This window comes from Bradyrhizobium sp. MOS003, assembly GCF_003020125.1.
GTDB lineage: Bacteria > Pseudomonadota > Alphaproteobacteria > Rhizobiales > Xanthobacteraceae > Bradyrhizobium.
This window is the reverse complement of record NZ_PYFW01000003.1, coordinates 781,210-803,930: the sequence shown is the minus strand read 5'-3', so window position 1 is coordinate 803,930 and position 22,721 is coordinate 781,210. Positions and strand designations below refer to the sequence as shown.

Here is a 22,721-nt window from a genome sequence, read left to right as displayed (position 1 = left end):
CGGTCGAAGCCCCGTTCAATTGAAAACGAATTCAGACGCCACACACGACGGACCGTGGCGTATCCTGCGCGGCGAGCATGACGGCCCGCTTGACCTTGGCGAAGGCGCGATTCTCGATCTGTCGAACCCGCTCGCTGGAGATGGACAATTCGCGGGCCAGCCGATCGAGCGTGACGGGGCATTCCGTCAGCCGCCGTGCCTCGAAGACATGACGTTCCCGCGCCGCAAGCCCGCCCAGCGCAACCCGCAAGGCTTTGGCACGCCGCTCCGTCTGCTCGTGATCGGCAAGCATCGTCTCGGCGTCGATCGCCCCATCGACCAGCAAGGCTTCGAGCTCGGTTCCGCCATCGTCGCCACCGACGCGCGCGTTCAGCGACAGATCACCGTTCAGCCGCACGTCCATCTCGATCACTTCACGCGCCGTCACCCCGAGCTTCCCGGCAATCAATTCGGCGACGTCAGGCGTGAGCCCCGACATCACGTTGCCGGTGGCTTTCCTGATCTCGCTGCGGAGCTTGAAGAACAGCTTCTTCTGCGCGGCCGTCGTCCCGATCTTGACGAGGGACCAGGACCGCAGGATGTACTCGTGAATGGCGGCCCTGATCCACCAGACCGCGTAGGTGGAGAAGCGCGCACCGCGGCCGGGTTCGAAGCGTGACGCCGCGATCACGAGACCCAGATTGGCCTCGGCGATCAGATCGACCATCGGAAGGCCGTATCCCTTGTAGCCCCGCGCCAGCTTGGCCGCGAGCCGGAGATGGCTGGTGACGAGCGCGTCCGCCGCGCTCCGATCCCCGGTCTGCTGCCAGCGACGCGCGAGCTGCTGCTCCTGACCCGGCTCGAGGAGGTCGTAGCGCCTGATGGCCGCGGAATACGCGCTGAGGAACGGCGCCGGCACCGGCGAAACCGGCACAGCCGGGAGATTTTTCCGCGTAACTTCGTGGCTAATCTGCATCCGTCACTCCCACGTTCCATGCCGGCTGATCGATCTCGAAAGCGTCGCGCATCATTTTGGTCCATCCCATCTAATCGGCGTCGGCGTGCACCATCGTCCGCGACCGGCGGGTGACGGCCCTGCCCGTCCGACCGATCCGGGCCAGGATCTCGATCTGCCCACCGGGAGCGGGACCGATGATCAGTCGAAAACCGTGCAGCTTGACGATGGCCGCGACCAGGCTCAGTCCGAGCCCGACGCCCGGCGTGTTGCGCATCGTGTCGGAGCGATAGAAACGGCGCAGCACCGCCTCACGCTCCTGCTCGCTGATGCCGGGTCCGGTGTCGCGGACGCGCACGAGCGCCGTATCGTCCTCCGCCTCCAGGGCGAGCTCCACCCGTCCGCCCGATGGCGTGAATTTGACGGCATTGTCCACGAGGTTGGCGACCGCCTCGAACAGCAGGTCGCGGTCGCCCCAGACCTGCACATTGCGCGCGATAACGACACCGAGCCCGATGAGCTTGTCCTCGGCGATGGGCTCGTAGACGTCGCACACCTCCCGCAGGATCTCGTCGAGCGCGACCTCGCCAAATCCGGCCATGCGGCGGTTGTTCTCGATCTCGGTCAGGCGCAGCAGCGCCGTGACGATCGCGAGCGATTGGTCGATGCCGGCGATGGCCTTGTCGGTGATGTCCTGGAGCTCCTCCAGCGTCGCCGCATGCGTGCGCCCACGCTCCAACGCCAGGCGGACGCGCGTGAGCGGCGTCCTGAGATCATGGGCGATGTCGTTGCCGACGCCGGCGAGCGCGTTGATCATCGTCTCCATCTCGTCGAGCATGCCGTTGACGATCGCGGCCAGCCGCGCGAACGGATCGTCCGTCCCGCCCTCCGGGAGCCGCTCGCGCAGCTCGCCGGCGACGATGCGCTGGACCCGCTGGTTGACCTCCTCGACGCGCTTCTGGGCGCGGACGCTCAGCCAGGCGCCGGCCACCAGGCAGAGGCTGAAGGCCGGCAGCAGGCCGAGAGCCAGGGCCTCGCCCACGACGCTCGATATCTCGCGCGTCTCGTCGACGTTTCGTCCCATCACCAGCACATCGCCTCCATCGAGACGCTTGCCGATCGCCCTGACGATCGGAACCTGGTCTGCCGGTCTTCCCCTGAGATCGAGCCGCACGCCCTGCACCACGCCGCCCAGCCCGAGTTCGCGGGGCAACTGGTCGATGTTGCCGGCAAGCCTGGTGCCGGCGGCATCGAACAGTCCTGCGTACTGAACGCCCCTGGAATCCTGCTCGAGATGATCCGCGATCGCACCGATGCGGCGGGCCGGCGGCAGGTCTGCGATGAACTGGATCTGCGTGGTGATCATGCGATCGGATCGCACGATCAGGTAGTCGTCGAGCTTCCAGTAGACGAACGTGAACAGGCCGACAACGAACAGCGCGAAGGCGGCCGCCACGGCCAGGGCCCAGAGGAACGTGCTGGAGCGGATCAACCGGACCTGATGCATCTTGCGCTCCTATTGCCGCGAACGCAGCACGAAGCCGGAGCCTCGGACGTTGTGGATGAGCTGCACCTCTCCGGGACCGTCGACCTTGTGACGGAGCCGGCCCATATGCACGTCGATCAGGTTCGTGGTCGCCGGGACGAATTTGTAGTTCCAGACCTCCTCGAGCAGCATTGCGCGCGTCAGCAGCTGATCGTTCCGGCGCATCATGTATTCGAGCAGCCGGAATTCGCGCGGCAGCAGGTCGAGCTCGCGATCGCCGCGTCGCGCCGTCCGCTCGATCAGATCGAGCTCGAGCGGCCCGGCATGCAGGACGGTCTTGCGATCGTCGGTCGGGCGGCGCAGCAGCGCCTCGATCCGCGCGACGAGTTCGATGATCGCGAACGGCTTGGTGAGATAATCATCTCCGCCCATGCGCAATCCGCGCACCCGGTCGTCCACCGCACCGAGCGCACTCAGCACCAGCACGGGCGTCCTGAACTGATCTTTGCGCAGCGCCTCGATGACGGTGAGCCCGTCCATTTTCGGCAGCATGCGATCGACGATCATGGCATCCGGGCTCGACGCACGCGCATGGTCGAGACCGTCGATACCGTCGCCGGCCCATTGCACCTCGAAGCCACGATCGGTGAGCTCGGCGACGATCGCCTCGGCCGTCTCAGCATCGTCCTCGATCAGGAGAATCCGGTTCATGGTCCTCGCTCCACGTTCCGCGCGACGTTTCGGTGCGCGGTGGTGACGTGTGGGCTCGGCGACGCGCGGGGTCATGTTCGATGCCCGCGCTCGTCGAGCGCGCTACCTTGATGCCGCCTGATGCCGGCCACTCGCTGCGGTAAGAGATAGGCTTGCGGCGCATGTGGCGCCATTGAATTGCAGTTCATGATGTGGGCCGCACCCCTGGCGAGCAGCGCCTGCAAAGGCGACGCGTGTTGTCAATGTCGTGATCATCTTCCGGGCTCCGCTGCGAACCGCGCTGCATCGAACATACGTACTCAACGCGCTCGCCGTCGTCCCGAGGGCAACGGATGTTATCGATTCGCACGATCGTGGGTGCGACGCTGCATCGGCTCACAGGCCGTTGAATTGCGGTGAGCAAATCGTGCGTTTGAAACGCGCCCGACTGCGCACACCTCAACGAGGAGCCGGCTTGGTCGGCCTGATGTCATCAAAGGAGAGAGCAAATGACCACGTACAAAGTGTTGTCGATGGGATTGATTGCAGCCGCCATGCTCGGCGGCCCCGTCATGGCGCGCGAGCACCATCGAGTCGTGCGGCAACCCGCGGTACAAGCGGATATGATCGCGACGACTGCGCCGTTCGACTATCCGGGCGAACGCGCCTGCATCCCGGCGCCGCGCGTCGGCGCATTCGCCACCGCGCCGTGGACCGGCAACAACGTGCCGTGCGAGCCGGGTACCGGCAGCCTCTGATCGCCGCACATCGAATGACAGGGAGCGGGCTGATCCATTCAGTCCGCTCTCTGCGCATACGCCGCCACCACGCGCGGCGCAGTTACCTACGCGAGCAGCGCGGCTGATACATGACGCCGAATTCAGTTGGATTTCCGTGCATCTCTCCTACCTCTACTGCATCACACGCCCAGTCATTGGCAGCCTCGCGCGCAGCACGATGCGTCGGCGGCTTCCGGGATGGCCGGGCAGCTCAACACGAGAGGAGTTTTCCATGAAACGAGCCATCATGATTCTGGCAACAGCAGCACTCGCTTCGACACTGGCGATCGGCGCAGCCGACGCGCACGGCGGCGGTGGTGGCGGCCACGGCGGAGGCTTCGGCGGAGGCGGACATGCGGGCTTTGGCGGCGGCGCGCATTTCGGCGGCCTGGGACACGCGGGAGGATTCGGCGGCGGTGCCCGGTTCGGCGGCGAGCACCTCGGCTTCGCCGGTCATACCGGCGGTCTCCGCCAGCACGCATTCCACCGCTTCGGTCGGCCCGGATACGGATTCTATGGCGCCTATCCGGATTGCTATGACTGGTACGAGTTGCATCCCGGCCGGGCATTGCCGCTGAGCTGCAGCTAGCCGCGCGCGCACGGCGCCGATCGGTCCGGACCTCAAGACGTCATGGAACGGATCGATCGACGCAGCGCTTTCATCGCTGGACTGTCGGCATGCATTAGGAAGAAAAACACCTTGTCAGATCAGGCTCGATTTGCCGCGGCTGAGCACCTCGCCCGCGCCCTTGTCGCCGACGATCTTGCCCTGTTCGTACACGACCCGCCCGCGGGCGATGGTGGTAACCGGCCAACCAGTGACGTCAAAGTCTTCCCAGGGCGTATAGTCGGAGCCGTGATGCAGATCGGCTTGTCGGATCTTTTTCGTCAATTTCGGGTCCCACAACGCGATGTCGGCATCGAAGCCGACGCCGATCGAGCCCTTGCGCGGGTAGAGACCGTAAATGCGCGCATGGTTGGTCGCGGTCAGCTCGACGAATTTCTGCAGGCTGATCCGCCCCTTCGACACGCCTTCCGAGAACAGGATCGGCAGCCGCGTCTCGACGCCGGGAATACCGTTCGGTACCCAGCGGAATGAAGTCCGTGCATTCGGCGTCAGCTTGCCCTTGGGATCATCGTAGCGGAACGGGCAGTGGTCGGATGAAAAGGTCTGGAACACGCCGGTCGTGATGCCTTCCCAGATCGCCTGCTGGCTTTCGACGTCGCGCGGCGGCGGCGAACAGACATATTTCGCGCCCGTGATGTCCATGTTCAGTCCCTTCATGTCGTCGGCCGTCAGCGTGATGTATTGCGGGCAGGTCTCCGCATGCACCGGCAGTCCGCGCTGCTGGGCCCAGCGCACCTGCTCCATCGCCTCTCGGCCTGAGACATGCACGATCATGATGGGAACACCGATCACCTCGGCATGGCTGATGGCGCGATGCGTCGCCTCACGCTCGACAGCCTGGGGCCGCGACACGCCGTGGTAATAGGGCGCGATGTGGCCTTCGCGTTCGAGCTTGCTGGTGAGGAACCGGATCGCGTCATAGCCTTCGCAATGGACCATCACCAGCGCCTCCTCGCGGCGCGCCACGTCGAACACCTCCAGCAGCTGGCTGTCGCTGAGCACGAGATCGTCATAAGTCATGAACACCTTGAACGAGGTGTAGCCGTCCTTGACCAGCGCCGGCAGCTCCTGCCCGAGCACGACCGCGGTCGGATCGGAGATGATGAGATGGAACGCGGTGTCGATGTAGCACTCGCCCTCGGCGAGCTTGCGGTAGTTCTCGACGCAGGTGCGCAGCGACGTGCCCTTCTCCTGGAGCGCGAAGGGCAGCACCATGGTGTTGCCGCCGGCAGCGGCCGCTCGCGTCGCCGAGGCAAAGTCGTCGGCCATGACCACGTCGGGGCCGGAGGGTTGCGAAATATGGACGTGGCTGTCGATCCCGCCCGGCAGCGCCAACAATCCGGTCGCGTCGATCTCGCGCGCCGCGCCCTCGATCCGGTCGGCGATGCTGACGATGCGGCCGTCGCGAATGCCAATATCGGCGCGAAACTCGTCGCTGGCCGTCACGATGGTGCCGCCGCGAATGGAAAGATCGAGCTGCGTCACAGAAGTCTCCATCACTTGATGCCCGCCGATGTCTGGAAGATCCGGCCCCACTGCGCAAGGGCCGCGATGTTGCCGCCGGCGAGCGCCAGCGTTCGCCACAGCGTGACCGCGACCGAATCCAGCACGGCGATGCCCAATTCCCGTTCCAGGGAGGCCGCGAGCGCGGCGCCGTCGAGATTGGTGCAGAGAATGACGATCGCGTCGGCGCCGTCCGCCGCGACCGCGCGGATCATGTCCGCGATGGTCGCAGGCGGGACCTCGCCGAAGGAGAAATTGTCGCGCAGGCCCAGATGCCGCTCGGCATGCGGAACGATGCCCTCTTCGGCCCAGACGTCGCCGATCCGCCGCTGTACGTCGTCCGTATAGGGCGAGACCAGGCCGACGCGCCTTGCTCGAAGCGCCCGGGCGGCGTCGATGCAGGCGAGCGTGGACGTCGTCGCCGGCACGCGCGTACGCGCCGTGATCGCTTCGCACAGGCTCCTGTCCCGCCCGATACCAAGCCAGCTCGCCGAGGTGCCGTTCCAGGCGATGGCGTCGACTTTTGCATCGGCCAGCAGGTCCGCCGCCGGTAGCATCACCGAGGCGTCGAACTGGTTCAGCGCCGCGGTGTCGAGCGCAATCTCGGTAACGCGGAATCGCGAGAAATGCGCGGTGACGTCGGGCACGCCATGCAGCATGGCGCTCGTGACGGGCTCGAGAACCGAATTGGAGGACGGCGTGATCATGCCGAGACGCTTGCGCATGGCCTCAACCTTACGACGCCTGCGCCAGGCGCGTCGACTCCTCCCGGATCAGGGAGAGGATGCGGCGCTTGGCGTCATTGAATTCGGGACTAGTGATGTCGCGCGGGCGCGGCAGGTCGAAATTGACGGCCTCGCGGATGCGGCCGGGCCGCTTCGTCATCACCACGATCTTGTTGCCGAGCACCAGCGCCTCGTCGACGCTATGGGTGACGAAAACGATGGTGCAGCGGCGCTTCTGCCAGATCGCGACCAGCTCCTCCTGCATTTCGAGCTTGGTCTGGGCATCCAGCGCCGCGAACGGCTCGTCCATCAGGATAACGCTAGGGTTCATCAACAGCGCGCGGGCGATGCCGACGCGCTGGTTCATGCCGCCCGACATCTCGGAGGGATGGTGGTGCTCGAAACCGCGCAAGCCGACGAGATCGATGAACTCCATGGCGCGATCGTGCCGCTCGGCCTTGCCGATGCCCTTGAGCTTGAGGTGGAAGGCGACGTTGTCGATCGCCGTCAGCCATGGCATCAGGGTCGGCTGCTGGAACACCACGCCGCGGTCGGAGCCGGGCCGCTCTACCTGCTTGCCGTCGACCAGCGTGCGGCCGGACGTCGCCTGCTCGAAGCCGGCGATGATGTTGAGCAGGGTCGACTTGCCGCAGCCGGACGGACCGAGCAGGCAGACGAAGTCATTGGCCTCGATGTCGAGGTTGATGTTGTCCAGCGTAAGCAGGTCTCGACCGCGCCGCTTGTCGGAGAACACCTTGACGATGTTGCGAAGCTCGATGGCCGCCATCAGCCTGCCCTGCCCTGCACGGTGGTCGTCTGCTGCCAGCGCAGCGTGCGCGCCATGATCGCCTTGAGGCCGAGGTCGGAGAGATAGCCGAGCAGCCCGATCGAGATCATCGCCGCGAGTACGATGTCGTAGCGCAGGAAGTAGTAGGAATCCCACAAGACGTAGCCGAGGCCGCTCTTGACCGCGACCATCTCGGCCGTGACCGTCAGCATCCAGGCCGAGCCGACCGCGATGCGCAGGCCGGCGAAGATCGAGGGCAGCGCCGCCGGCAGCACGATGTCGGTCAGCATCTGCCGCTGGCTTGCGCCCATCATCGCGCCGGCGCGGACCAGATTGTGGTCCACGGTCTTCACGCCATGGATCGCGTTCATCAGCACCGGGAAGAAGGCACCAAGGAACACGAGGAAGATCGCCGGCTTGTCGGCGATGCCGAACCAGATGATGGCGAGCGGGATCCAGGACACCGGCGGGATCGGCCGCAGCATCTGCAGCGTCGGCTCCAACGTCTTCTCGAACAGGCGGGACCAGCCGATCGCTACCCCGGCGAGGATGCCGAGCAAGCTTGCCAGCGCGAAGCCGCCGAACACGCGCAGGGCGCTGGCGAGCGCGTCGCGCAGCCAGTGACCGGAATAGGTCTGCGTGGTCTCGTCGAATCCGAACACCCAGTCGCCGAGCGCATGCAGCACCGCACTCGGCGCCGGCAGCAGCGCCGGCGGCAGCACGCCGCTACGGGCGAAGGCTTCCCAGCCGGCTATCAGCAGCGCAGGGACAATGAGGCGTTCGAGCCCCTGCAACGCCCGCGTCAGCCGAAAGGCCGGCCTCGCGGGCGAGACGTCAGTAACCGAGGTCATTCTTGGCCTTTCCCGTGGCCTTCTCCAGGAACGAATAATCCATATTCTTCTCCGCTTCCGCGGAGACGTCCTTCTGAATGTATTTGAGGTCGCGCATCATGGCGGCGATCGCGAGCGTTTGCGACCGATGGATCGCAGGATCGGGCGAAGCGTTCTTCAGCGCTTCCGCCGCCACATTCTTATCGAGGCCGGTCAGCTTGTTGATGACCTCGATCCAGGGCGCCTTGTCTGCGATCAGCTTGTTGTCGAGCTCGACCACGGCACCGACGACGCCCTGAACACCGGCGCGCTGGCTGGCGATCACGTCGGAACGGGTGACGATCAGATTGGTCAGGTTGCCGGCAGCCTGCTCATACGGCAGCACAAAATGCTTGCCGGCGCCGGCAAGCCGGATCTGCGAGGCGAACGGCTCGACCGAGCAGATCATGTCGACCTCGCCACGCTGCAGCGCCGCCAGATGATCGGACGGATTGGGAATGCTGATGAACTGGACGTCCTTGTTGGGATCGACGCCCTGCTTGAGGAATGCGCCGCGCATGTGGATGTCCTGCGCATTGCCGCGGGAGGCCGCGACCTTCAGCAACTGACCGTCGCTCTTGCCCTTGGCAACGATGGCCTTGAACGCGGTCCAATCATCAGGCGGCAGGTTCAGCTTTGTGGAGGAGAGACATTCCGAGCCGCCGTTGATCTGGCCGGACACGGCGACGACGTCAAAACCCTTATCGAGCGCGGTGATGTAATGGAGGTAGGTGACCTGAGCGACGTCGATGCTCTTGGAGATCAGTGCGGTCAGCACGTCGTTGCCCGAGTTGAAGCCGGTGGCCTCGACCTCGACGCCCTTCGCCATGCCCGGGATCAGCGACATCGGCAGGCAGTGCGCGCATTTGGCGTAGCCGAGCTTGATCTTCGCGGTCTGCGCAATGGCCAGGTTGCCCCCGCCGAACATCGCTGCCATCACCACGAGGCCCAGTCGCAAACTCGTCCGCATCGCTCACTCCGTTTCGAAGGCGCGAGACCTCGCGCGTCTCAGGAGATCATCGGTCGGCCTTCGCGGCAGCGCAACGGTGATTTTGCATGCTGCATACAATTTGCGCGCTATGCCATTGTTTTCAGCGACATGCGTCGGTATTTTGGGCAAGCCAAACAGCCGGAAACGGCTAGGATGAAATGAAGCAACGAGGCGCGCGTGCAGCAGAAGTCGGAAACCCCGAAGGGCCGAAAATCGCCCAAACTCAAGAGGATGGGCCTGCATGAGCGCGCCGCCGCGCGGATGCGGACGATGATCATTCGCGGCGAGCTAGCGCCGGGATCGCAGACCCAGGAGACCAGGCTATCGAAGGAGCTGGGCGTGTCCCGCACGCCCCTTCGTGAGGCCATGAAGGTGCTCGCGGCCGAAGGGTTAATCGAGCTTCGCCCCAACCGCAGTCCGCGCATCGCCGACATCGCGATCGCCGGCATCTCGGAATTGTTCGAAGCGCTCGCCGGGATCGAACGGCTGGCCGCGGAGCTCGCCGCCGAGCGCGCCACCGAGCGCGACCTCGCCCGCCTGCGCACGCTGCAGACCCGGATGGAGGGTCATCATCGCAACGGCAAACTCGACGATTATTTCGCCATCAACGGCGAAATCCACAACACCATCGTCCGGATGGCGCGCAACACGCCGCTGCGCGAAGCGCACGAGACACTGATCTCCCGGGCCGAGCGTGCACGCTATCTGGCGCTGGGTGCCGACAAGCGCTGGAGCAATTCGGTCGACGAACACGCCGGCATCCTCGCCGCCCTCGAAGCGCGCGACAGCGAAGCCGCGGGGCGCCTGCTCGGCGCCCATGTCCGCCAGACCGGCACCGCGCTGCTCGAGACGCTCGCTCCCAAACCCAAGCTGACGGCGGCGTGACCATGAAGTTGCTGCTGCTCAATCCCAACACCAGCACGGGGGTCACCCAGTTGATGACGGATGTCGGGCAGCGCGCCGCCGCGCCCGGCACCGAGATCGTCCCCTGCACCGCGACGCGCGGCGTGCCCTATATCGCGACGCGCACCGAGGCGCAGATCGGCGGCGCGATCGCGCTGGAGATGCTGGCCGAGCAGCACAAGAAGGTCGATGCCGCGATCATCGCCGCCTTCGGCGACCCCGGCCTGTTCGCCGCACGCGAGACGTTCGACATTCCCGTGATCGGCCTTGCGGAAGCCGCGATGCTGACGGCGTGCATGGCCGGACGGCGTTTTGCCATCGTCACCTTCGCGCAAGCGCTGGGACCCTGGTACGAGGAATGCGTCCGCGACCACGGGCTGCGCGAGCGCTGCGCCGGCATCCGCATGCTCGACACGCCGTTTCAGGCGATCTCCGAAGTCGGCACCGAGAAGGAGGACCTTCTGGTCGAACTCGCACAGCGCGCCATCGTCGAGGATGAGGCCGATGTGCTGATCTTTGCAGGTGCGCCACTCTCGGGGCTTGCCGAGCGCGTCGCCGACCGGATCCCCGTTCCCCTCGTCGACCAGGTCGTCGCCGCCGTGAAGCAGGCCGAGGCACTGGTCGCGTTGCGCCTGCGCAAGGCCACGGCGGGCACCTACCGACGGCCCGCTGCCAAGCCCACCATCGGTCTTGCCGGCGCGCTCGCCGCCCGGCTCGAGCATCGCGACAGCTAGGGGAGCTTCGGCCGACGATGCGAAAAGCCCAATTCGTTTTCGATGGCACGGCCGAAAGCAAACAGGCGAGATTCGCAGCCCGGCGGCGCGATGATCTGGATGCCGAAGGGCAGCTGATTCTCCCCTCGCCGCACCGGCAAGGTCAGGACCGGACAGCCGACCAGCGACACGATGAAGGTGACGGCGAGATAGTCGATCGGCGTCTCCAGCGCTGCACCGTCGATCGCGGTGACGTCACTGATCTCGTTCGGCCAGGGGAAGACCGACGCCGCCGGTGCGATCAGGAAATCGACGCGCGTGAACAGCTCGCGAAAGCTGCGGTAGATCGCGGTGCGCCGCCGCTCGGCGTTCAGGTAATCCTCCGCCGAGAGCTTGGCGCCCGCCTCGATATTCCAGATCACGGTGGGCGTGAGCTCGCCGCGGCGCGTTCTCAGCAACTCGCCATAGCTGTTGGCGATGTGCGCGGCACGAAGGGTGCGGAAGGTCTCGATCGCGCCGCTGCAATCCGCCGAAGACGAGACGATTTCGGCAACACGCGCGAGCGCTTCGCAAGCATCGGCAAAACGAGCGCAGACATCGCGCGAAACCGGCGCAACACCGAAATCAGGCGTGACTGCAATCCGGGAACGTCCGGCCAGGTGACGATGGTCATTGACGACGCCGGTCGAGAGCGGGTCCTGGGCATCGCCGCCAGCGCAGACCGACAGCGCCAGTTCGAGATCATCGACGCCGCGGGCAAGAAAACCGTGGCTGGCCAGCATGTCCCAACCGAGCGGCCGGCGCGGCGACGGGATACGGCCAGGCGTCGGCCGGATCGAAGCCACGTCGCAAAAGCTTGCGGGGGTGCGCACCGATCCGCCGAAATCGGTGCCGTGCGCGATCGGCACCATGCCGGCCGCCACCGCGGCGGCAGAGCCGCCGGACGAGCCGCCGGAGGTCAGCGCTGGATCGAACGGATTGCGCGTCGGCCCGCGCAATTTATTGGTGCAGACCGCGCCGAAGCCGAACTCCGGCGTATTGGTCTTCCCCAGGATGATCGCACCGGCGCGTCGCAGCCGCGCGACCACGAGATCGTCCTCGACCGGCACGTGGTCGCGAAACAGCGCCGATCCGTAGCTGGTCGCAAGCCCCGCGGTGTCGGTGAGGTCCTTGATCGCGACGGGCACCCCATGCAGCGGGCCGCTCGGCGCAGCCGCCGCGTCGCAGATGTCCGCCGCACGGCGGGCACCCTCTGCATCAACAGTCACGAACGCCGCCAATCGCACGTCCACGAGTGCGATCCGCGCAAGATGCGCCTCGACGGCGTCACGCGAGGACAGCTCGCCCTTGGCGATGGCGCGCGCGAGGGTTGTGGCGGTGAAGTCGTAAATCGATTGATCCGAGGTCATCGGACTACAATGCCAAAACGCGCCGCAAAAAGCGACCGCGCCGGGCACGAGACTTGCTTTCTCCTCTGGGGCAACGGGAGGCAACATCATGGCTGAAGCGCAAGGCGGACGATCGCTCGTCGTCGACGCCGTCACCCACCGCTATCCGAGCGGCGCGCTCGCGGTCGAGAACATCAATCTCGACATCAAAGGCGGCGAGATCATCGCCCTGCTCGGCCCGTCCGGCTGCGGCAAGACCACGTTGCTGCGGATCATCGCCGGCTTCATCGCCCAGACCCAGGGCCGCATTATCATTGGCGACGACATCGTCGACACGCTGCCGCCGAACCGCCGCGCGGTCGGTATCGTCTTCCAGAACTACGCGCTATTCCCGCATCTCTCCATCAGCGAGAACGTGGCCTACGGGCTCGCTGCCCGCGGCATCGACAAGGCAACGCGCCAGCGCGAGTCGCAGCGTCTCCTGGAACTGGTTCAATTGCCCACCATGGCCGAACGCCTGCCGCGGCAGCTCTCCGGCGGCCAGCAGCAGCGCGTTGCGTTGGCTCGCGCGCTCGCGATCAAGCCGTCGATCCTGCTGCTCGACGAGCCCTTTGCCGCGCTGGACAAGAACCTGCGTCTCGACATGCAGATCGAGGTCAAGCGGCTGCAGCGTGTCTCCGGCATCACCACCCTGATCGTGACGCACGACCAGGAAGAGGCGCTGTCGATGGCCGACCGCGTCGCCGTACTGAGTCAAGGCAAGCTCGAGCAGTTCGGTACACCGTCGGATGTCTACGACCGTCCGCAGACGCTGTTCGTGAATACCTTCGTCGGTTCCAGCAATCGCATGCCCGGCGTGGTCGTCTCGGCGGACCGAACCGCCGCCAAGATTCGCCTTGATGCCGGCGCGGAGATCATCGCGCGGCCTGCCGCCGGCGCCCTCACCGAAGGCGGCCGCGTCACCGTGTGCATCCGGCCTGAGCATCTGCAATTCGTCGGCGACGAGACCGGCTTTGCCGGCGTGGTCGGCATGTCGCTGCCGCTGGGCGCGACCGTCGTGCATGAGGTCACGACGGCCGACGGTTCCGGCGTCAAGATCTCCCAGGCGCGCATCGGCGAGACGCGCGCGCTGGACAGCGGCGCCGCCGTGCGCCTCGCACCGCTCGCCCCTTCGCTCGCCAACGCATTTCCCGCAACGCTCTAATTCCTGTCATTGTCCATACGGAGTTCGACATGATCCTCAATCGCCGCAGCCTGATGACGACCGCCCTCACGCTCGGGGCTATGAAGGCGTTTCCCGGACTGAGCTTCGCGCAGGCACGCCCGCTGGTGTTTGCGACCTTCACCGGAAGCTGGGAAGAAGCGCACAAGGCCGTCCTGGTGCCCGCCTTCCGCAAGGCAAACGCCGACGCCGCGATGGTGCTCGACCCCATGCTCTCGGTCGACCAGATCGCGAAGGTGAATGCCGCGAAAGCCAATCCGCCGATCGACGTCATGCTGCACGATCCCGGCCCTGCACTCGTCGCGATCGGCCAAGACCTGGTCGAGCCCTATCCGGTCGAGAAGAGCGCCTATTACAAGGACCTGATCGCCGAGGCGCAGGAGCCGATGGGACCTGCTCCGTTCTTCCAGGTCGTCGGCCTCACCTACAACCCGGAAGCCGTCAAGACGCCGCCTACCTCGTGGGCCGATCTCTGGAAGCCCGAGTTCAAGGGCCGCGTCGGCATCACCAACCTCAACTCGACGCTCGGCACCGGCTGGCTGGTCGAGATCGCCAAGATGCGCGGCGGCTCGGAAGCCAATATCGATCCCGCCTTCAAGGCGCTGGAGGAACTCAAGCCCAATCTCGCCGCCGTGGCCGCCAATCCCGGCGCGCTTGCGACCCTGTTCCAGCAGGGCCAGATCGACATCTCGCCCGGCAATTTCAACGCCATCCAGATCCTCAAAGCCCGCGGCGTGCCGGTCGAGTTCGTAGCGCCGAAGGAAGGCGCCATCGCCTTCAAGACCACGATCCACATCGTCAAGAACTCGCCGAACCGCGAGCTTGCCTTCAAGCTGATCGAGGCGGCGCTGACGCCCGAGGTGCAGACCACGCTAATGAACCCGCCTTATCTGATCGTGCCGACCAATTCCAAGGTGACGATGGGCGGCGAGATCGCGCGCGTGCTCGCCAAGGACACCGCCGAGCTGAAGAAGAAGTTCGTGTTCCAGGACTGGAAGAAGATCAACGAGCAGCGCTCGGCCTGGATCGAGCGCTTCAACCGCGAGATCAAGATCTAGCGCAAGGACCTGGCGATGGGCGCAGCACCGGCATCTCGGGACGTCACGTCCTATGGAATGGGATTGGCGGCGCCGCTGGCGCTGTTCTTCCTGCTGTTCTTCGTCGCGCCCCTGCTGCAGCTGTTCTGGCTCTCGCTGCACAACGACACGGCCGGGCTCCATTGGGGGCTCGGCCAGTACCTGCACTTCCTGACCGACCCTTTCAGCCTCAGTGTGCTCGGCTCGACGCTGCTGCTGGGGGCCGAGGTGACGGCCGTGTGTCTCGTGCTCGGCTTTCCCATCGCCTGGCTCTACCAGCGGGTCGGGCCCAGGCTTCAGACCATCATCATCCTGATCGTGCTGCTGCCGCTCTTGACCAGCGTGGTGGTGCGCACCTTCGCCTGGATCGTCATCCTCGGACGCCAGGGCATCATCAACGCGACGCTACAGTCCCTCGGGATCATCGATACGCCCCTGAAGCTGCTCTACACCCAGTTCGGCGTCGTGATCGCGCTGGCACAGGTGCAGATGCCGCTGATGACGCTGCCGCTGATCACCGCGCTCGGCCGCATCGATCCCAATCTCGACGATGCCTCCTGCTCGCTCGGCGCCGGAAGCTGGCGCACGTTCTTCCGCGTCGTGCTGCCGCTGTCGCTGCCCGGCGTGATCGCCGGCTGCACGTTGACCTATGCCGCCGCCATCACCGCCTTCATCACCCAATCGCTGGTCGGTGGCGGGCAGATGCTGTTCATGCCGATGTATCTCTACCAGCAGGCCTCGACCTTGCAGAACTGGCCGTTCGCGTCGGCGATCTCGATCATCTTCCTGCTGGCCGTGCTCGCGGTCGTCTCGGTCTTCACCACGCTCGGCCGCCTGTCGCGCGGCTATGGAGGGGCATGATGAGCGGACGCAAGCGCACCCTGGAGGCGTTCAGCTTCGAGCTGGTCATGACGTTGGTCGCGATCATCGCGCTGATCCTGATCATCGCGCCGTCGCTCGTCGTCCTGATCGTCTCCTTCACCAGCGGCTTCTCGCTGAGATTCCCGCCACCCGGCTATTCGCTGCGCTGGTACGCCGAGCTCTGGGACGCCTGGCAGCTGCACTTCGCGGCGAAGAACAGCCTGATCGTCGCGCTGTGGGCGACGGGCCTGTCCGTCGTGCTTGGTGTCGCCGCCGCGCTTGCGATCTCGCGGTCGCAGGCGCTATCGGCGCGGCTGCTCGATTCTCTCTTCATGTCGCCGCTGGTCCTGCCTGCACTGGCTTTCGGTCTGGCGGCGCTGATGCTGTTTTCGCTGGTTGGCTTACCGGTGTCCCCGCTGACGCTGGTGATCGGCCACACCGTGGTCTGCGTACCCTATGTCGTGCGCAACACGGTCGCTGCTCTTGCCCAGCTGGAACCGACCCTGCTCGAAAGCTCGGCAGTGCTCGGCGCGAGCCGCCTCTACACGTTCCGGCGCATCGTGCTGCCGCTGATCCGGCCCGGCATCATTGCCGGCGCCTTCATCGCCTTCATGTCGTCGTTCGACAACGTGCCGGTGTCCCTGTTCCTGCGTGACGCCGCCACGGACATGCTGCCGATCCGGATGTGGCAGGACCTCGAAGGCAAGCTCGACGTCACCATTGCCGCATTGTCGGGCGTCTTGATCATCGCGACCGTGGCGATGGTCGCAGTGATGGAGCGTGTCACTGGCCTGTCGCGGCGGCTGACCAACTGATCAGGCCCCGCGAAACAGCGAGTAGCCCCAGCGCGTGAATTTCAGCGGCAGATGAAAATGTTCATCGACGTGCTTGATGCGGAAGCGGAACGGCGCCACGGTCAGGAAACCGTCGCTGTCGCCGAAGAACTCGCCGAGATGAAACAGGACTTCATGCTCACCAGCCGTCACGCCCGCGCCTTGCGCGACGGGATGATCGAGCACGCCGTTGGCTCCGAGCCGCCCGTCGGCGATGCGCAGCGAGTCCGGATCGATCCGCCATATCTCGACGCGCAGGCCCTGCGCCGGCCGGCCGCTCGCCACATCGACCGCGTGAATGGAAATACCGCCCGCCACCATGGTCCTCCCGTGAGTGCAGCTGCATGGTAGACGCAAACGGTGCCGCTCGGCCAGCGCCCGCGCTGCTGCCGGCCCTGGGGGCGATGACCTCGCTCCAGGCCCTGGTGGCGCTCGCGCTGTTCGCGCCGGGCGTGGTCGCTCCCCGCGCCCATATCGAGGTATGGCAGCTCTCGATGTTCTCTTGCGCGGTGTTCGCCGTCGGCATCCCCGCCTCGTTCTGGGGCGGCGGTTTCATCGCGCGGCTGGGCTCGCTCCGGATCGCCAGCCTCTGCGCGGCAGCCATCGTCGTCAGCATGGCGCTGGCCTCGCTCGGCACGACGGCGGCGCTGCTCGCTGCGGGCCTCTGTCTCGGCCTTGCCTTCGGGCCGGAGACGCCGGCCAGCGCGGCGCTGCTGTCGCAGCTCGTGACGGCCGAACGGCGGGCCTTCGTGTTCTCGGTGCGCCAGACCGGCAACCAGATTGGCGCCGTCTGCGGCTCGCTGGTGCTGCCTGCCATTGCCATCTCGCTCGGACCGGCCTGGTGCTATGCGGCGGTGGGTGCCTGTGCACTGCTCGCGATCCTGCTGTTCGAGCGGCTGCGGCCGGCCTATGCCGGCAAGGCGGCCCCACTTCCGCAGCTCAGTCTCCGCGCACGGCTGGCGCTTGTCACCGCCGACCGGCGCATTGCGATGCTGGCGCTGGCCTCGATGCCGTTCAGCGCCATGCAAGTCTCGCTCAACACGGTCTTCGTTACGCTCGGCACCCGCGAACTCGGTCTCAGCCATATCGAGGCCGGCATGGCGCTCGCCTGCGCCCAAGCCGGCGGCCTGGTCGGCCGGCTCGGCTGGGGCTTTGTCGCCATGCGGCTCAACGCCTCACGCGCCGTTCTGGTCGTCATCGGCCTCGGCATGGCCTTCTGCGCCGCGCTGCTCGGCCTCGAGGGCGCATCGATGGGACGCGCCTGGCAATTCGCGATGGCCACGCTGTTCGGCTTGACCGCGTCGGGCTGGAACGGCGTTTTCGTCGCCGAGATCGCGCGCCTCGCGCCGCAGGATCGGATCGGCGAGACCACCGGCGCGGTGCTGACCGCATCCTATGCGGGCCTGCTGGCTGCCCCGGCGCTGATCTCGATCCTGGACGCTGCGGCCAGCCTCGGCGCGGCCTTCGTCGCCTTGGCCTGCCTTGCGCTGTGCGGCACATTGGCGTTGATCTGGGGAAGCCATGACAAGATCGTTCAATAGTGCGCGCGAGATCGCGGCCGATGTCACGACCGGACGAACGAACGCGGTCGAGACCGCCAAAGCCGCGCTCGCGCGCATCGAGGCCACCAAGGCGCTGAACGCCGTGGTCACGATCGACCCCGCGCGCACGCTGGGCGATGCCGCGGCGGTCGACGCTCGCCTGCGCGCCGGCGAGACCATGCCGCTCGCGGGCGTGCCCATCGTCGTCAAGGACAACATCTGGGTCGCCGACTGGCGCGTCACTCAGGGCTCGCGCCTGTTTGCCGATTTCATCGCGCCCGAGGATGCGATGGCGATCGAGCGGCTGCGCAGGGCCGGCGCCGTCGTCGTCGGCATCGGAGCGACGTCGGAATTCGCCTGCAAGGGCGTCACGACATCACAGCTCTACGGGCCCACGCGCCACCCGCTCGATCACGCGCTGACACCGGGCGGCTCATCCGGCGGTCCTGCCGCTGCTGTCGCAGCCGGTCTCGTGCCGCTCGCAATCGGCACGGATGCCGGCGGATCCAGCCGCAGGCCGCCGGCTCATGTCGGCGTCGCCGGTTTCAAGCCGTCCTACGGCGCGATACCCTACGGACCCGGTTTTGCCGAGCCGTTCTTCGGCCTCTCCGTGATCGCACCGATCGCGTCTGACGTGGCCGATATCGCATTGGCGTTCGAAGCCATGGCCGGCGCCGATCCGCGCGACCCGGATTCTGCCGTCATCGCATCGCAGGCTGAAGACGTCGACGGCTTGCGCATGGCATTCTCGCCGCGTCTTGGGCTCGACGTCGCGGTCGACGACATCGTCGCGGATGGCCTCGCCTCCACCGTCGACCGCCTTTCCTCGGCAGGCTTGCGCATCATGCAGCGCGATCCCGTCTGGCCGCCGGGCGCGACCGAAGACGCCATCATGCCGCTCCAGCATGCCGGTCTCGCGGCGCTCTATGGGAACGCGTTCCGCAAGGATCCCTCCATATTTGATCCCGACGTCGCCAGGCAGATCGAACGCGGCCTCTCCTGGTCGGGTGCAGAGGTTGCTGGAGCTCTGGTCGCGAGCGCCGCGATCGCCAGTGCTTTCGCCGCCTTCCTCACCGACGTGGACTTGCTGCTGACTCCGACCGTCCCCTGCGTCGCTTGGTCGCTGACCCAGCTTGGGCCGGACATGATCGGCGGAAAGCCGGCGAGCCCGCGGGGGCATGCGGTGTTTACTCCCTTCGTCAATCATGCCCGCCAGCCGGCGATCTCGATTCCGTGCGGAACGGATCCGCGCGGCCTTCCGTTCGGCCTGCAAATCATTGCCAGACGCGGACAAGACCGCACACTGCTTGGCGCCGCACAACGGATCGAGGCCATGTTGCGGAGGTAACGTTGCTGGGACCATGATCCGACAGGGTGGACGCGCTAGCATGGGTTTTGCATAAATTGCAGGCGATATGGACGCCGCATGAACCTCATCAGTCTCGACATCCGCATGCTCCGGTCGCTGATCTCGGTGGTCGAGACCGGCAGCATCACCGAGACCGCCCGACGGCTGGGCCGCACCCAGCCGGCGATCACGTTGCAATTGCAGCGGCTGGAGGAGCTCACCGGCAAGCAGCTGTTCGAGCACGGCGGCCGCAGGCTGATCTTGACCGACGACGGCAACATGGTTCTCACCTACGCCAAATCCATCCTGAGGTTGCATGACGAGCTGATCTCGCAACTGGCGTCGCAGGAGATCGAAGGCCAGGTCGTGCTCGGCACGCCGGACCTCTATGCAGCGTTCATGCTGCCGCAGATCCTCAGTGTGTTCAAAAAATCCTTTCCGCGCGTGCAGGTCGAGCTCAATTGCGCGCTGTCGACGCCACTGGTCGGCCTGGTCAAGCGCGGCGATGTCGACATTGCGCTCGTCACCCGCATGAACGATTTCACCGGCGGCCAGGTGGTGCGGCGCGAGCAGCTGGTGTGGATGACGGGCGAGCAGTCCACGGCGCATCAGGAGCGACCGATCCCGCTCGCGCTGCTGCCGCCGGGCAACATCTATCGCGACTACGCCATCGATACTCTGGAGCGCGCAAATCTGCGTTGGCGCGTCGCCTGCGTCAGCGAAAGCGTCGGCGGACTCCAGGCCGCAGCGTTCGCCGGCATGGCGGTGACCGTGCTCGGCCGTAGCGCGCTGGTGCCGGCGATGCGCGAGATCGGACCGAACGAAGGCCTGCCGCCGTTGCCGAAGATCGAGCTGCTGCTTTACAAGTCCAGCGGCGCGACCTCGAAGGCGGCGACTGCGCTACACGACTATCTCGCGCATTATCTGCGCCTCGACGAGGAGCTCAGCGGCCGCGGCGCACCGATCGAGCTGGGCTAGACCCCCAAAAGTGCGAAAACAACCCCATGCACAGTAGGACGGCCCTTGTTTGCAAAAGGTTTTTCGGCATCAAACTTAGGGAATATCGAGGCCCACCGTTTGGATCGCCCCTAGGCGAGCTGACACGTCGGGCAAAACACTTGCACTATCGTTTTGTGGCCGCTTCCCCCTGGCGCGCCTCTCTCCCCTAGCGTAAGGCGAGCTGCGGCCAAAACTTCGCCCAGGGCTGCGCCGCCTCGAATGCCGCAGCGATACGAAAGATCGTGGGCTCGTCGAGCCAGGGCGCGATGATCTGCAGGCCGATCGGCATGCCGTCGCGATCGAAGCCGCAGGGCAGCGTTGCCGCCGGCAAGCCTGCCAGATTGATCGGCCAGGTGAACGGCGACCAGCCGAGATGCGGATCGACCTTGCTGCCGTCGACGGTGTCGACGCCGATCTCGCCGGCCTCGAATGCGGTGACCGCAACCGTCGGCGTCACCAGCACATCGACACGTTCGAACAGCTTGACGAAGGCATTGCGCGCCTGGCCGCGGCGGTAACTCGCCTCGATGTAATCGGTGCCAGTGTAGCGCCGCCCGGCGTCGATGACATTGCGATAGTCGGCCTCCGAGCTTGCAAGATCGGTTGCGGACTTGCTCGCAACCGCCGCCGCCTGTTCGGTAAAGGCAATCGGCTTCAGCGTGTGCTCCAGAATACCGGGATCAAGACCCGGGCCGTCCATGGTGACCTGCGCACCGCAGGAATCGAGAACGGCAAGCGCCTTGCCGAATGCCGCACACACGTCAGGGCTGACGACGGCGTAGCCCAGATCGGCGCTGGCGCCGATACGAATGCCATCCAGGCGCCCTGCGGTCGTATCGAAGCGACGTGCGGACACGGGAAGGCTTGCGGCATCGCGCAGATCGTAAGCAGCGATGACCTCCAGCGTCAGCGCGGCGTCTGCGACCGAACGGGTGATCGGGCCGGTATGGGCGAGCGAGGCCCAGGACGGCGGCGAGAAGCCGGGCGAGCGCGGCACGAGGCCGAAAGTCGGTTTCAGACCGAACACCCCGCAAAAGGAGGAAGGCACCCGGATCGAGCCGACGCCGTCGGTGCCGATCGCGATCGGGCCGCAACCCGCGGCCACGCCCGCTGCCGCGCCTCCGCTCGACCCACCGCTGGTACGACCAGGATTCCAGGGATTGCGCGTGATGCCGGTGACCGGGCTGTCGGCCGTCAGCTTGTAGCCGGATTCGCAGGTCGTGGTTTTGCAGGTGATGATCGCGCCGGCGGCCTTCAGGGACGACACCACGGCGGCATCGGCCTCAGGCACGAACGCCTTGTTCATCGGCGAACCGGCGTAGGCCGGTACGCCCGCGACGAAGACGAGATCCTTGATCGTCACTGGCACACCGGCAAGCAGTCCCTTGGCCTCACCCGCGCGCATCTCTTTCGTGATGAGGTCGGCCTCCGCCCTCGCCTGCTCGTATATCGGCGTCACCACCGCATTGCAGGCCTCGTGCGTGGCCTGAAGCGCTGCGATGGTGTCGTCAACGACATCGCGCGGAGTGAACGTCTTGCGCCGGTAGCCAGCAACGATCTCGGTAGCAGAAAGCGCGCCAAGGCCAGTCGGCGCCGGCGGGAAGGCCGCTCGGCCGGAACCATCAGTCATCATGTATCCCAAAGAGCTAGCTGAGCGCCGCCTCGACGGCGCGCTTGGCCATCACCGTGACGAGATGCGCACGATAATCGGCTTCGGCGTGGATATCGGAGGTGAGGCCGTCGGTGTCGATCTTGATCGCCGCCACTGCGGTTGGATCAAAATTCTCCGACAACGCCGCCTCCATCGGCGGCACGCGAAACACGCCGGGTCCCGCGCCGGTTACGGCGACACGGACGCCATCGGCGAATTTCGCGACGAACACGCCGACCAGTGCATAGCGCGACGCCGGCGCCTTGAACTTCGCGTAACCCGCCTTGAGCGGCACGGGAAAACGGATCGCGGTGATGATCTCGCCGGGTTCAAGTGCGGTCTCGAACAGGCCGAGGAAGAACTTGCCCGACGCGATCTCGCGCGTGCTGGTGACGATGGTGGCGCCAAGACCGAGCACACCGGCCGGATAGTCCGCCGCCGGATCGTTGTTGGCGACGGAACCGCCGATGGTGCCCCGGCTACGCACGGCGGGGTCGCCGATCATGGACGCCAGTGCCGAAAGCCCCGGGAGCTTCGTCCGCACCAGCGGCGATGCGGCAACCACCGCATGCGGCGTCATCGCGCCGATCGTAATGGTCGCACCGTCGTCGGTGATGCCCTTGAGATTTCCGAGCTTTGAAAGGTCGATCAGCGCCGCCGGATTGGCCAGCCGCTGCTTGATCGTCGGGATCAGCGTCATGCCGCCGGCAACGAGCTTGCTGTCCTCGATCGAGGTCAGCAGCTTGGCCGCATCTGGAATCTGGGCAGGCTGGTGGTAGGCAAATGGTTTCATG

The 22,721-nt window shown here is 66.0% G+C and carries 23 protein-coding genes; 11 read left to right on the top strand and 12 right to left on the bottom strand.

Annotated elements, in window-relative coordinates; all coding sequences use genetic code 11:
* Positions 1 to 31 precede the first annotated feature (31 nt).
* From rpoH to C7G42_RS18510, 3 genes are all read right to left on the bottom strand, one after another.
* Entirely contained in the window at positions 32 to 955 is a 924-nt protein-coding gene (rpoH, locus tag C7G42_RS18520) for an RNA polymerase sigma factor RpoH (RefSeq protein ID WP_106950363.1), read from the bottom strand.
* Positions 956 to 1,025: 70 nt separating this feature from the next.
* On the bottom strand, positions 1,026 to 2,441 hold the full coding sequence (locus C7G42_RS18515) for a sensor histidine kinase (RefSeq protein ID WP_106950362.1): 1,416 nt from the start codon (positions 2,439 to 2,441) through the stop codon (positions 1,026 to 1,028).
* Positions 2,442 to 2,450: 9 nt separating this feature from the next.
* Entirely contained in the window at positions 2,451 to 3,131 is a 681-nt protein-coding gene (locus C7G42_RS18510; RefSeq protein ID WP_106950361.1) for a response regulator transcription factor, read from the bottom strand.
* A 488-nt stretch (positions 3,132 to 3,619) separates the two neighbouring features.
* Between C7G42_RS18510 and C7G42_RS18500 the strand changes: the two genes are divergently transcribed.
* A complete protein-coding gene (locus C7G42_RS18500) occupies positions 3,620 to 3,868 on the top strand; it encodes a hypothetical protein (protein ID WP_199580981.1) in 249 nt (82 codons plus the stop codon).
* Positions 3,869 to 4,121: 253 nt separating this feature from the next.
* Positions 4,122 to 4,478 carry a hypothetical protein gene (locus C7G42_RS18495; RefSeq protein WP_106950360.1) on the top strand — a complete coding sequence of 119 codons (357 nt, stop codon included), beginning with the start codon at positions 4,122 to 4,124 and terminating at the stop codon, positions 4,476 to 4,478.
* 114 nt (positions 4,479 to 4,592) lie between these two features.
* Here C7G42_RS18495 and hydA read toward each other — a convergent pair whose 3' ends face one another.
* From hydA to C7G42_RS18470, 5 genes are read right to left on the bottom strand one after another with little or no spacing between them, the layout of a single operon-like run.
* Positions 4,593 to 6,014: a dihydropyrimidinase gene (hydA, locus tag C7G42_RS18490; RefSeq protein ID WP_199580997.1), complete on the bottom strand. Its 1,422-nt coding sequence runs from the start codon at positions 6,012 to 6,014 to the stop codon at positions 4,593 to 4,595.
* On the bottom strand, positions 6,014 to 6,745 hold the full coding sequence (locus C7G42_RS18485; protein ID WP_106950358.1) for a maleate cis-trans isomerase family protein: 732 nt from the start codon (positions 6,743 to 6,745) through the stop codon (positions 6,014 to 6,016). Before C7G42_RS18485 ends, hydA begins: the two co-directional genes overlap by 1 nt.
* A 10-nt stretch (positions 6,746 to 6,755) precedes the next feature.
* On the bottom strand, positions 6,756 to 7,532 hold the full coding sequence (locus tag C7G42_RS18480; RefSeq protein WP_106950357.1) for an ABC transporter ATP-binding protein: 777 nt from the start codon (positions 7,530 to 7,532) through the stop codon (positions 6,756 to 6,758).
* Entirely contained in the window at positions 7,532 to 8,383 is an 852-nt protein-coding gene (locus tag C7G42_RS18475; RefSeq protein ID WP_106950356.1) for an ABC transporter permease, read from the bottom strand. The genes C7G42_RS18480 and C7G42_RS18475 overlap by 1 nt, the downstream gene beginning before the upstream one ends.
* Positions 8,367 to 9,371, bottom strand: coding sequence for an ABC transporter substrate-binding protein (locus C7G42_RS18470; protein WP_106950355.1), 1,005 nt, complete (start codon positions 9,369 to 9,371; stop codon positions 8,367 to 8,369). The genes C7G42_RS18475 and C7G42_RS18470 overlap by 17 nt, the downstream gene beginning before the upstream one ends.
* A gap of 198 nt (positions 9,372 to 9,569) precedes the next feature.
* Between C7G42_RS18470 and C7G42_RS18465 the strand changes: the two genes are divergently transcribed.
* Entirely contained in the window at positions 9,570 to 10,277 is a 708-nt protein-coding gene (locus tag C7G42_RS18465; RefSeq protein WP_100180354.1) for a GntR family transcriptional regulator, read from the top strand.
* A gap of 2 nt (positions 10,278 to 10,279) precedes the next feature.
* On the top strand, positions 10,280 to 11,029 hold the full coding sequence (locus C7G42_RS18460; protein ID WP_199580996.1) for an aspartate/glutamate racemase family protein: 750 nt from the start codon (positions 10,280 to 10,282) through the stop codon (positions 11,027 to 11,029).
* Here the strand turns inward: C7G42_RS18460 and C7G42_RS18455 are convergent.
* A complete protein-coding gene (locus C7G42_RS18455; RefSeq protein ID WP_106950353.1) occupies positions 11,026 to 12,417 on the bottom strand; it encodes an amidase in 1,392 nt (463 codons plus the stop codon). The genes C7G42_RS18460 and C7G42_RS18455 overlap by 4 nt on opposite strands.
* Before the next feature lie 88 nt (positions 12,418 to 12,505).
* Between C7G42_RS18455 and C7G42_RS18450 the strand changes: the two genes are divergently transcribed.
* From C7G42_RS18450 to C7G42_RS18435, 4 genes are read left to right on the top strand one after another with little or no spacing between them, the layout of a single operon-like run.
* Positions 12,506 to 13,600, top strand: a complete 1,095-nt coding sequence (locus C7G42_RS18450; RefSeq protein ID WP_106950352.1) for an ABC transporter ATP-binding protein — start codon at positions 12,506 to 12,508, stop codon at positions 13,598 to 13,600.
* Positions 13,601 to 13,629: 29 nt separating this feature from the next.
* The gene (locus C7G42_RS18445; RefSeq protein WP_106950351.1) at positions 13,630 to 14,676 is read left to right on the top strand and encodes an ABC transporter substrate-binding protein; all 1,047 of its coding nucleotides are present in this window, start codon (positions 13,630 to 13,632) and stop codon (positions 14,674 to 14,676) included.
* A gap of 15 nt (positions 14,677 to 14,691) precedes the next feature.
* Positions 14,692 to 15,555 carry an ABC transporter permease gene (locus tag C7G42_RS18440; protein ID WP_106950350.1) on the top strand — a complete coding sequence of 288 codons (864 nt, stop codon included), beginning with the start codon at positions 14,692 to 14,694 and terminating at the stop codon, positions 15,553 to 15,555.
* Positions 15,555 to 16,370 (top strand): ABC transporter permease, encoded by an 816-nt coding sequence (locus C7G42_RS18435; RefSeq protein WP_199580980.1) that lies wholly within the window; start codon positions 15,555 to 15,557, stop codon positions 16,368 to 16,370. Before C7G42_RS18440 ends, C7G42_RS18435 begins: the two co-directional genes overlap by 1 nt.
* Here C7G42_RS18435 and C7G42_RS18430 read toward each other — a convergent pair whose 3' ends face one another.
* Positions 16,371 to 16,706, bottom strand: a complete 336-nt coding sequence (locus C7G42_RS18430) for a hydroxyisourate hydrolase (RefSeq protein ID WP_199580979.1) — start codon at positions 16,704 to 16,706, stop codon at positions 16,371 to 16,373.
* Positions 16,707 to 16,732: 26 nt separating this feature from the next.
* Here C7G42_RS18430 and C7G42_RS18425 point away from each other — a divergent pair, with 26 nt between their 5' ends.
* The 3 genes from C7G42_RS18425 to C7G42_RS18415 all read left to right on the top strand — a co-directional run bounded on the left by C7G42_RS18425 (position 16,733) and on the right by C7G42_RS18415 (position 20,255).
* The gene (locus C7G42_RS18425) at positions 16,733 to 17,929 is read left to right on the top strand and encodes an MFS transporter (RefSeq protein WP_106950347.1); all 1,197 of its coding nucleotides are present in this window, start codon (positions 16,733 to 16,735) and stop codon (positions 17,927 to 17,929) included.
* Positions 17,910 to 19,277 carry an amidase gene (locus C7G42_RS18420; protein WP_106950346.1) on the top strand — a complete coding sequence of 456 codons (1,368 nt, stop codon included), beginning with the start codon at positions 17,910 to 17,912 and terminating at the stop codon, positions 19,275 to 19,277. Before C7G42_RS18425 ends, C7G42_RS18420 begins: the two co-directional genes overlap by 20 nt.
* 78 nt (positions 19,278 to 19,355) lie before the next feature.
* Positions 19,356 to 20,255, top strand: coding sequence for a LysR substrate-binding domain-containing protein (locus C7G42_RS18415; protein WP_106950345.1), 900 nt, complete (start codon positions 19,356 to 19,358; stop codon positions 20,253 to 20,255).
* Between the two features lie 187 nt (positions 20,256 to 20,442).
* Here the strand turns inward: C7G42_RS18415 and C7G42_RS18410 are convergent, their stop codons facing one another.
* Entirely contained in the window at positions 20,443 to 21,906 is a 1,464-nt protein-coding gene (locus C7G42_RS18410; protein WP_106950476.1) for an amidase, read from the bottom strand.
* 16 nt (positions 21,907 to 21,922) lie between these two features.
* Positions 21,923 to 22,720: an FAD binding domain-containing protein gene (locus C7G42_RS18405; protein WP_106950344.1), complete on the bottom strand. Its 798-nt coding sequence runs from the start codon at positions 22,718 to 22,720 to the stop codon at positions 21,923 to 21,925.
* Position 22,721: the final 1 nt, after the last annotated feature.